The sequence below is a fragment of the Flavicella sp. genome (assembly GCF_037132785.1).
Lineage (GTDB): Bacteria > Bacteroidota > Bacteroidia > Flavobacteriales > Flavobacteriaceae > Flavicella.
Map to the genome: position 1 here is coordinate 1 of NZ_JBAHZZ010000128.1, position 9,740 is coordinate 9,740.

Below are 9,740 nucleotides of genomic sequence, written 5' to 3' on the forward strand. Positions count from 1 at the left end.
TGTGTTTGCATTGTCCGCTTAAACTTATTTGAGTATTTTTAGTCCGATTAAGATAAAAACATAAAATAAGTATAAGCTACGTGCAACAGTCCGATAATCTAGCGATTATCTAATCCCACACTAATCTTATACGATCACGTTGGCAATAATTTACACGAAATGGACAAGAACGCTTTAATAGCAGGTTTTATTGGGTCACTGATTGGTGTTTTCCTTTCTGGAACATATGGCCGAATTACGACTGCTTTTAAACTAAATCGAATAAGAAAAATCATAATTAATTGTTTTCAAGCAATTTCAATTCCAAAATGCGAAAAGTATATTAAAGATATTAATCAAGGAATTGAATTTGTCGGAAATTTTTCGACAAAAAAAACCGAAAAAGAGAAAGACAATAAGACATTAGATTATATGCCGATGTTCAATTCTGATATTCTTAAAAGTATTAATCCTGAATTACTTCTTCAAACTTCTTTTAAAGCAAAAACTCATAGTGATTTAATTGAAATTACATATACAATTGATTTTCTGAAAACAAATATGCCTATTGACAAAATGGCTTCATTTAAAGAAAAAGTGATTGCACATTTAAAAGAGAAAAAAATAGAAAATGACGAACTTTATAATCATTTGCTGACTTGTCCTTTTTATAAAAAAATGAGTGAAGAAGTATTATCTGATTTAAACCTAAAAATAGAAACTGCAGAAGAATTAAATAAGGACCAGAAAAAAATTGTAAAAGACTTGAAAGGAAATTCTTTTATTTGGATTTTAAAATATCTTTGGAGACAATAAAACTATTGCCAACAGTGTATATACTTAATGCTTAAAGTCAGTGTTTAACCCGAGTTTAGGTATATTTATGAAGTCCGCAAAATTTTCAATTTGGCGTTAATATAAGAAAAGAAAAAAATTAAAAATTTTGCTAAGTGCTAAACCGAAAATTATTGTATTTTTAATCAGCACTAAGCATATACAAACCGTTGTGTGTCATTTAAGAAACTCATAATAAATATTAAAATTGATTAATAGAATTGAAAAACACCATGGAAAGAAGTACACTCTGAAAGAATATCTACCTGTGATTTTTATCTTCCTCTTTTTAATTGGATTCGGGATTTACACGGTTATTAAAAAAGGAGATTACGTAGAAGTATATTTGAGTACAGATTTTGACGAAATGATCGTAGATATATACGAAGAAAAAGGAAGCACTTATTTGTTACTAACAAATAGAGATAATAGATATAGATTCGAAAACAGTCGGAATTATGATTACAAACCTGCTTTTCTATATGATTTTTTAAAAGAAAATGACCGGGTAATTAAAAACAATTGTTCTGATACTATCTATATAGAAAGGAATTCAAAAAAGTATCATTTTCTAATTGGGAGTACATCATACAATCGTGAAGGAAAATCAAAGGAATTCATTCAAAAGTACCTAAACGAAAGAACAATAATGAATGAAAGAAATGACTGTGATTGAAAATAAAACTGAATACAAAAACGAACACACAACACTTACTATAATAAATGCAGAGAAATGGTCTTAAATTACAGCGTTTGCGTATATTTATGGTGCCGCCAAATCAGTTTGATTTGGTATTAAAAGTTTAAAAATATAATAACAAACAAAAGGTTTTGGCTTATTTCGCAGTCCGACTATGGTCGCTACCCGGTTACACAATTCAAAAAATAAATCTTGAATTCAAGAATATGATGAATAATGAGCAAAAATTATCTGTATTAAATAAAGAGGTAGAATATCTTGAAATTGAATATTTAGACAAAATGAGCTTGAATAAACAGAATTCAATAGCTCAAGCAATTTCAATATTTAAAGATATTTTTAAGAAAAATGAATATGATTTTTTATTAGATAATCCTTTAGAGATTAAAGTAAAAAAATTTAATAACATTTGTACAATTAAGCCTGACTTTAATTATGACAAGGAACCCAAAAAACCTAGACAATTTAGTATTGAGATAAAAAAAGATAAAGTTCTAATATCAAAAATATCAACGAGATTATTTATGGACGAAGATTCGATTGACCAACCAGATTTTAATAGACTTCTTACTAATCCTTATAAAGGAATGGATTCAACCGAAATCGAAATATATGAACGAAAGAAAACTGTTGACTATATGAAAAAATTTATTAATGAAAGTGAAAGGTTAAAATGGAATTATCTTAGTGTTAACGATTCCGATAAGACTCAAGAGTTGCATAATAACATATCACAATTATATAATAAAAAAGTGCATAATATAACGTATATAAAAAATAGCTAGTAAGTGCTAAACCAAAAGATTTGTACTTGTTTACAAAGTCCGCCAAATCTTTTAATTCGGCTTTAAAAATGTAGAAACAAAACAGAGTTTACACAATAAGCTACACACTAAACAAGAACAAACAACATAAATAACTAAATACAAAAAAATTAACATAAACCACCATAGTCCTGTTGTGTGCACAAAACCATATTTTTAGAAATTAATCACGACATTTTCCTCTATTATTAGTATACTTGTACCATGCAAAAATTTGTTTTAACCTTTCTTTTCGCTATTTCTATTAATTTCGTTTCTTTCTCACAGGAAATTCAAAAACCTGTAGATTTAAAAGGAATAATTTTAGATGGTAAAACCAAAAAACCACTTAGTGGTTCACATATTTTAAATTTAAATTCTGTTCGCGGTACCACTACGGATATTGAAGGTCAGTTTAGTATTCCTTCATCTGTAAACGATACTATAATCATTTCCTATATTGGGTATCAATCCATCAAACTAAAAATAACAAATGATTTATTGAGAGGAAATGAGTTATCTATTAGCTTATACGAAAAAGCTAATGAAATTAGTGAAGTAACTGTAAAAACACATAATTTAATAGGTGTCCTAGAAATTGATATAAAACAAGTTCCTAAAGACATATACACCCGAATCCATATAGATGGACTTTCTCAAACTTATGAAACAGGAAAAACGACACCCAAAAGCTATACGTCTGTTGGTGCTGCTATTTTTCACCCTGTCGACTTTATGTACAACATGTTTGGTAAAAAGCCAAAGGCTCTTATAAAGTTAAAAAAATTAAAAGAAGAGGATGAACTAAGAGAAATTTTAGGGGATAAATTTGACCGAGAGGTGATGTTAGAGTATTTAGATATGAATGAAAAACAACTTGAAGAACTATTGGACGACTGTAACTATTCTGAGTATTTTATTCGTTCTGCTAGTGATCTACAAGTAGTAGAGGCTATTTTAGACTGTCATGAAAATTACAAAGCTCTAAAAGAAGGATCTTTAAAAACCGAAGAATAATTATTTTCAAGGGTTACTTACCTAATTTTAATAGTTTTGATACATCGTGTTGTTTCGTGAAAAAGAAGTAACCAGGCCTATCATAGGTGAGGTAAATGTGGTTATGATGAATATACAACTACCTACTTTGCCTGTTTCATAAATTTAAGTTGAGATCGAAATACTTTCGAGATACTGTAGATAGTTACTATTAAGAATGGAACTTGCAGTATATAGACAGTAGAACATTTTGGTTCAAGCCAGGAAACGTCTTGGTTGTTTTGTCAAAAAGAACAATTGACTAATGTCATTTAAATGTTAAAAGGGTATAAGACAAGCAACGAGAAATATCCTTTAATAAAAAAGGGTTAAAGTTGTGGGTTTAAGTAAATATAACATGAACAAGAGTGCGAAACAGAAGTAATATATTGGAGAAGTATGGATCAAATAAATTTCCTAGATGTTAGGAATGGAATTTTAAAATATTACAATATAGATCTGAAACTTTAAGAACTGGCTCAGAGGGATACATTTCTATTGCATAAATAATTTTCAAAGTATATTGACGAGTGTTTATTAGATGCGATAGAAGAATCCATAGAATGTCAATCTTAGACAAGGTAATATATTACCATCACCCCTGATGTTGAAAGAAATAAAAATAAACGAGACTTAGATGGAGAAGCCCTATGAAATAAGTTGCATAGATATATTTAACCTATAGAAAAACCTTGAATAATAATATTTAATTTTCGGAAAAACTAAATCGTTATGAGTCTAAAATGTATAAAAAAAAGGGTTGAAAACTTTATGTTTCCAACCCTTTAATAAAAAATAAATTATAAATATTATTTAGCGTACCATAATTTAGTTCCTTGCATATCTGCTCCCTGTTGAGAAATTGCGTCAGAATAATTCGGATTAGCCTGTGCTTTAGAGCCATAACGTAACCTTTGCGGATAATCACCATCTAGGTTTCCTGGAGCAAAAATGACGTAATTAGATACTCCAGCAGCTAATTCAGAAGGATACCCAGTATCACGAACTACAGCCCATGCTTCAAATCCATCTGTATAACCCGCAATCCATCTCTGAATGGCAATTTTTTCTAATTTTTCGTCAAGCGTACCATCAGAAATATCTGCTAATTCTTGATTTGCAATGTATATATTAGTTTCAGCATTAGAGATTTCCCAAAGATTCATTGCTTCACGAATTCCAGTTTGAAATAATGCCTGAGCATCTCCATTAGATATACCTCTCAACACTGCCTCTGCTTGTAAATAATACGACTCTGCACTCGTCAAAATAATTTCCGGATACGAGTCAACTTGAGTTCCTCTTTCTTGAGTAATTCGCTCACCAGGCGTACTAAACATATTATATTTTACAAATGTTTGAGTATATTGATTAATTCTTGTTGGCTGTCCAATATACTGTCCAGGATCAACCGTGATTACAGTTGTTGTATCGGTTACAACAGAAGTATAACTAGCACTAGCATCTTCTAATGAGGTAATTATAAAACTTAATCGTTGTTGATATTCGCTATCAGAATCATCATGTGTATAGACAAAAGTACCTCCAACAGCTGGAGTTGCATAAACTGATAATCGTGGATCATCATTATTTTGTAAATAATTTATTAGGGTTGCTCCAATAGTCCAATTTGCAGATCCAGTTGTTCCGAAGTCATGCCATATATCACCATATGATGCAGACTGCCATTCACTAATTACCAAATCTTTAATCATCGTAACACTTCCATTAGAATCATCTAATAATGGTGCAGATAAAGCAGAATTAATAGTTGCCGTAGCAAAATTTTCACCAACTGCACCTAAAGCACGCATACCAATTCTCAATTTAAGCGTGTTTGCTAGTCTTTTCCATTGCTGCAAATCTCCACCACAGTAAATATCATTTTCTCCGACATCATCAACTCCTAAACCAGTTTTCTCGGTATCTCCAATAGTAGCCATTGCTGCATCGAGGTCAGCGATAATACCCTTATATACATCCATTTGAGAATCGTATTTAGGCGTTAAAATTCCATCAACTCCAGCTTCCGAAAATGGAACCATACCATAAACATCAGTATACATTTGAAAAAATAAACTTTTCATGATAATTGAGATGGCATACATATATTCATTTTCAAATTCACCACCTACCGTAGTGTAATCTCCAAATGCTTTAATGTTACCATACCTACCAGATAACCAATTATAAGTAGCATCACTAAAACTAGAATTATAATCATAACATATATTATCTCCCCACCAAGAAGCATTGTGACCAAATGTAGCATGACCTGCAAATCTATCTGAATGGATTAAATGAGCTCTCCAATATGCGGTCCGACCAGGAGCATATAAACTTACCTGTGAACTTGTTAAAAAAAATTTTGCACTTACTTCATCTGCTGTAAACGCAGATTTATTTTCGTTGATATCATCAAAATCACCTGTACAAGACATTGAGACAACACAAAGAAGTGGAAAAATAATTAATTTAAAATATTTCATAATTATTATATTTTTTAAAATTTAACATTTAGACTTAAACCAACACTTGTAGTAGTAGGTAGCGCATAATAAAGCACTCCTTGACTAAAGTTGTTTGTAGAGTAACTAGATTCTGGATCAAAATTATCAACTTCTTTATAAATAAAGAATAAATTTCTTCCTACGGCACTTAATGATGCTGATTGAACAAATGTATTTTCAAGATGCTTACTTGGGAAACGGTAAGTTAAACTTACTTCTCTTAGCCTAACATTAGTTTGGTCGTAAACATACTCTGAGCCTATACCTGAAACAGATTGCCAGTACTCTTGACCAGAAATATTAATTGTATTTTGTGTATATCCACCGTTTCCATCATCTATAACTCCATCAACGGTTATACCTCCTTCTCTATGTAGAAGAGATCGTTCAGACACACCACTAGCGTCTAGTCCAGAATCGGTACCAGAATAAATTTCGCCTCCAATTCTAAAATCTATTAAAGCTCTTAAACTAAAGTTTTTATAAGAAAAAGTGTTCGAAAAACCTCCAGTAAAATCAGGTTGGTAGTTACCAGATTTTACTCTTTCAGCAGTCGCTTGTGGTCTTCCTTCTGCAGTTAATATTAACTGGCCTACATCGTTTTTCATCCATGTTTTTGTGTAAATATCTCCATATCCTCCATCAACTTCTGCTCTTACATCAACAACGCCACTATTACTTGTACTAAAAGTAAAATTATCTTGTCCATCTATTAAACTAACTAGTTCATTTTTATTATGAGCAATATTAAATGAAGTCTCCCAATAGAAATTATCATTCTGTACAGGTACACCTCCAATTAAAAGTTCAAAACCCTTATTAGAGATTTCCCCAACATTTTCTCGAAAGTGACTATAACCCGTTGCTGCATCAACTGGAACATCAAAAATCAAATCTTTTGAAGTTATTGTATAGTACGAAAAATCAGCAAATAACCTATTTCTAAACATTTTTAATTCAAAACCGACTTCTGCAGACGTAATATCTTCTGGTTTTATATCATCACTATATTTAACAGTAGATCTACTCACTACAGTATTGCCTAAATATCCTGTACTTGCAATATTAAACATATTATCTATCTGTTGAGCACCAGTGTCATTACCAACATTTGCACCAGAAGCTCTAAATTTCAACATGTCTATTTTTGTGTCTTCCCATTGGAATATTTTATTCAATAAAACACTCAAACTTGCCGAACTATAAAAATAAGATCTGTTATCTGCAGCTAAAGCAGAAGACCAGTCATTTCTAGCAGTCAAATCAAGGTAAACCATATTGCTATATGCCAAAGATGCTTGACCATACAAAGAGTTAACTTTCTTCTTAACTAAATCAGTTTGAGTAGCTGAAATTTGTGTGCCATCAGTATTTGACAAAAACCATTTACCTGGAATTTGAAAATCTAATCCTCTTACAGTTGAATTTATCCTTGAACTAATCCTTGCATTACCACCAAAATTAGCAGACAAATTAAACTTCTTATTTATGTCTTTATTATATTGAAATAAGAAATCATAATTAGTTTCTGTAATTTCATTTTTTTCAAATCTTATCCATCCCTCTGGGTAAAAATGATGGCCTGTAGCTGCAACACTCTCCGTATTATGATTTACAACATCAGTACCTACTCTTGCAAAAACAGACAAATAATCTGTTATTTGATAATCTAGTTTTGCAAAACCTGTAACTCTACGTCGTTTATCCTCATTAGAATCTTCGTACAACATCCAATAAGGATTACCTGTACCTGAAGGCGATATTACAGCATATGGATTATCTGGGTCTATTGGATTGTCTATATCTTGATAGTTTTTCATATCTGAAATAGAAACATTTCTAGGTAAGGTCCATAAATAGGCAGCTAAACCCTCAGTCCCTTGAGTAGGTCTGTTTTTTGCGTCTTGAAGAAAATAAGTGATTTTAGAATCAAAAGTCAATTTATCAGACAATTTTGAAAATCCTCGTAAATTAAAGTTATTTCTTTTTAAACTAGAATTTGGCAAAATTGAAGTAATATCTGAATTTGTATAAGAAAAATACACAGACGATTTTTCCCCTGATCCATTAATTGACAATGTATTGACTACTGTAACACCTGTTTCAAAGAAATCTTCAACATTATCAGGTTGAGCAGAATAAGCTCTTTGTTTTCCATTAAACTCTAATTGAGAAGATCCGTCAAATTTTGGTCCCCAAGAACTATTTCCTGTTACAGTGTTTACTTGAACAGATAAATCATCATCAGTACTTATATCAGAAAATTTTCCATCTTGACCACGACCATATTGATTTTGGTATTCTGGTATTACAAGAGGATTGTCAAAAGTAACACTAGAATTAAATGATACACCTAGTCCTTTACTCAGTACTCCTTTTTTAGTTGTAATAATAATTACACCATTAGAAGCTCTAGATCCATATAATGCCGCTGCATTAGGTCCTTTTAATATGGTCATAGACTCAATGTCGTCTGGATTAATATCCGAAATACCTGTTCCAAAATCAGATATACTTTGTTGTCCAACTCCATTACTACTAATCCCTGAATTATCAATAGGAATACCATCAACAACGTATAATGGCTGATTATTTCCATTTATAGAGTTGTTTCCTCTTATTACAATACGTGTACCGCCACCTGGACCAGAAGTTGATTTAGTAACCACAACACCTGCAACCTTACCAACCAAACCGCTGGCAACATTTGCCTCTTTAACCAATGAAATTTCTGCGCCATCAATTTGAGTTGCAGAATAGCCTATTGATTTCTTATCTCTGCTAAGACCTAACGAAGTTATAATAACCTCATCCAACGATTCGGCTCCAGCAGTTAGTGTAATATTAATCACACTTTGACCTGTAATTGAAATTTCCTGAGAATCAAAGCCGATAAAACTTACGATCAAAATCGCATCTGATGGCACATTGTCTAACGTGAAATTTCCGTCAAAATCGGTATTCGTCCCATTCATAGCCCCTTTGACTACAACACTTGCTCCTGGAAGTGGACCGGTTTCATCCGAGACCGTACCAGAAACTGTTTGCGCAAATATGACACTCCCTGTGAGCATAATTGCTACAATTAACATTTTTTTAAACAAATTGTTTTTCATTCGTAGTTATTTTAAATTTGTGTTTAGTGTAATGCTAAAGTATATTAAGTATAGAGTAAAATAATAATATATACGACGTAAGGTGTCACTATATCGACAAACAACATTAGCCTTTCGATTAGCAATATTAACATTAAATTAACCTGTAGCCCGAAAAAAAACATTTATTTTAGTTGTGTAAATCATGCTTAGTGTTTGTTTTATTTGTATTTTACATAGTGGATTACTCCTCCTTTCAACTGTTAGTTATGGTAATATATATGCACTTACTCTATGTTTTCCTTTGTGAAAACGACATATCGATTAAAGATATTTGTTTTTGACTCATTTAAATGGATGCGAAAATCTCACTAAAACATATTAAAATTATACACCTAATACCATTTTAACATTTAAATGACGCATTAAATTCGTTTCTTTTTCATTCATATTTCACACAAAAACAAAACCGTAACGGGGCTATGCTTCTGTTTTTATTGCTTATCTGAATAAAAAATATTCCAAATTGTTATTACGTCATTTAAAAATCAAAGGGGTGTTAAAACTTCGCCAAATGTAATTATTTTTCCCATGATATATTCTGTTTTATGAGTTCAATGTAGGTATAAGAAGGAGAATTCTAAAATTATAAGTATAGCAATCCAATAAATGCATTTATTTTAAGGGTAAAATTATGTAAAGAATATTATATTTACTTCATTAAAAAACAATTCACCTGTTATGAAAATTTTAAAAAAGTGTTTTAAATTGCCTTCGTTTGTTT

The 9,740-nt window shown here is 31.1% G+C and carries 6 protein-coding genes; 4 read left to right on the forward strand and 2 right to left on the reverse strand.

Annotated features, from left to right (window positions below):
• Window positions 1-159 precede the first annotated feature (159 nt).
• The 4 genes from V5787_RS08585 (at window position 160) to V5787_RS08600 (ending at window position 3,333) form a co-directional block, all read left to right on the forward strand.
• Window positions 160-795: a hypothetical protein gene (locus V5787_RS08585; protein WP_336892833.1), complete on the forward strand. Its 636-nt coding sequence runs from the start codon at window positions 160-162 to the stop codon at window positions 793-795.
• 226 nt (window positions 796-1,021) lie between these two features.
• The gene (locus V5787_RS08590) at window positions 1,022-1,489 is read left to right on the forward strand and encodes a hypothetical protein (RefSeq protein WP_336892834.1); all 468 of its coding nucleotides are present in this window, start codon (window positions 1,022-1,024) and stop codon (window positions 1,487-1,489) included.
• Between the two features lie 230 nt (window positions 1,490-1,719).
• Complete coding sequence (locus V5787_RS08595; protein WP_336892835.1) at window positions 1,720-2,298, forward strand: hypothetical protein; 579 nt, start codon at window positions 1,720-1,722, stop codon at window positions 2,296-2,298.
• 243 nt (window positions 2,299-2,541) lie between these two features.
• Window positions 2,542-3,333 carry a carboxypeptidase-like regulatory domain-containing protein gene (locus tag V5787_RS08600; protein ID WP_336892836.1) on the forward strand — a complete coding sequence of 264 codons (792 nt, stop codon included), beginning with the start codon at window positions 2,542-2,544 and terminating at the stop codon, window positions 3,331-3,333.
• Between the two features lie 827 nt (window positions 3,334-4,160).
• Here the strand turns inward: V5787_RS08600 and V5787_RS08605 are convergent.
• Together V5787_RS08605 and V5787_RS08610 are read right to left on the reverse strand one after the other, a co-directional pair.
• Window positions 4,161-5,840, reverse strand: a complete 1,680-nt coding sequence (locus V5787_RS08605; protein WP_336892837.1) for a SusD/RagB family nutrient-binding outer membrane lipoprotein — start codon at window positions 5,838-5,840, stop codon at window positions 4,161-4,163.
• 14 nt (window positions 5,841-5,854) lie between these two features.
• Complete coding sequence (locus V5787_RS08610; RefSeq protein ID WP_336892838.1) at window positions 5,855-8,977, reverse strand: SusC/RagA family TonB-linked outer membrane protein; 3,123 nt, start codon at window positions 8,975-8,977, stop codon at window positions 5,855-5,857.
• Window positions 8,978-9,740: the final 763 nt, after the last annotated feature.

What these genes read in the sequence shown, in the direction of transcription:
- V5787_RS08585 (WP_336892833.1), top strand. Translation starts at nt 160, where the DNA reads ATGGACAAGAACGCTTTAATAGCAGGTTTTATTGGGTCACTGATTGGT.
- V5787_RS08595 (WP_336892835.1), top strand. Translation starts at nt 1,720, where the DNA reads ATGATGAATAATGAGCAAAAATTATCTGTATTAAATAAAGAGGTAGAA.
- V5787_RS08600 (WP_336892836.1), top strand. Translation starts at nt 2,542, where the DNA reads ATGCAAAAATTTGTTTTAACCTTTCTTTTCGCTATTTCTATTAATTTC.
- V5787_RS08605 (WP_336892837.1), bottom strand. Translation starts at nt 5,840, where the DNA reads ATGAAATATTTTAAATTAATTATTTTTCCACTTCTTTGTGTTGTCTCA.
- V5787_RS08610 (WP_336892838.1), bottom strand. Translation starts at nt 8,977, where the DNA reads ATGAAAAACAATTTGTTTAAAAAAATGTTAATTGTAGCAATTATGCTC.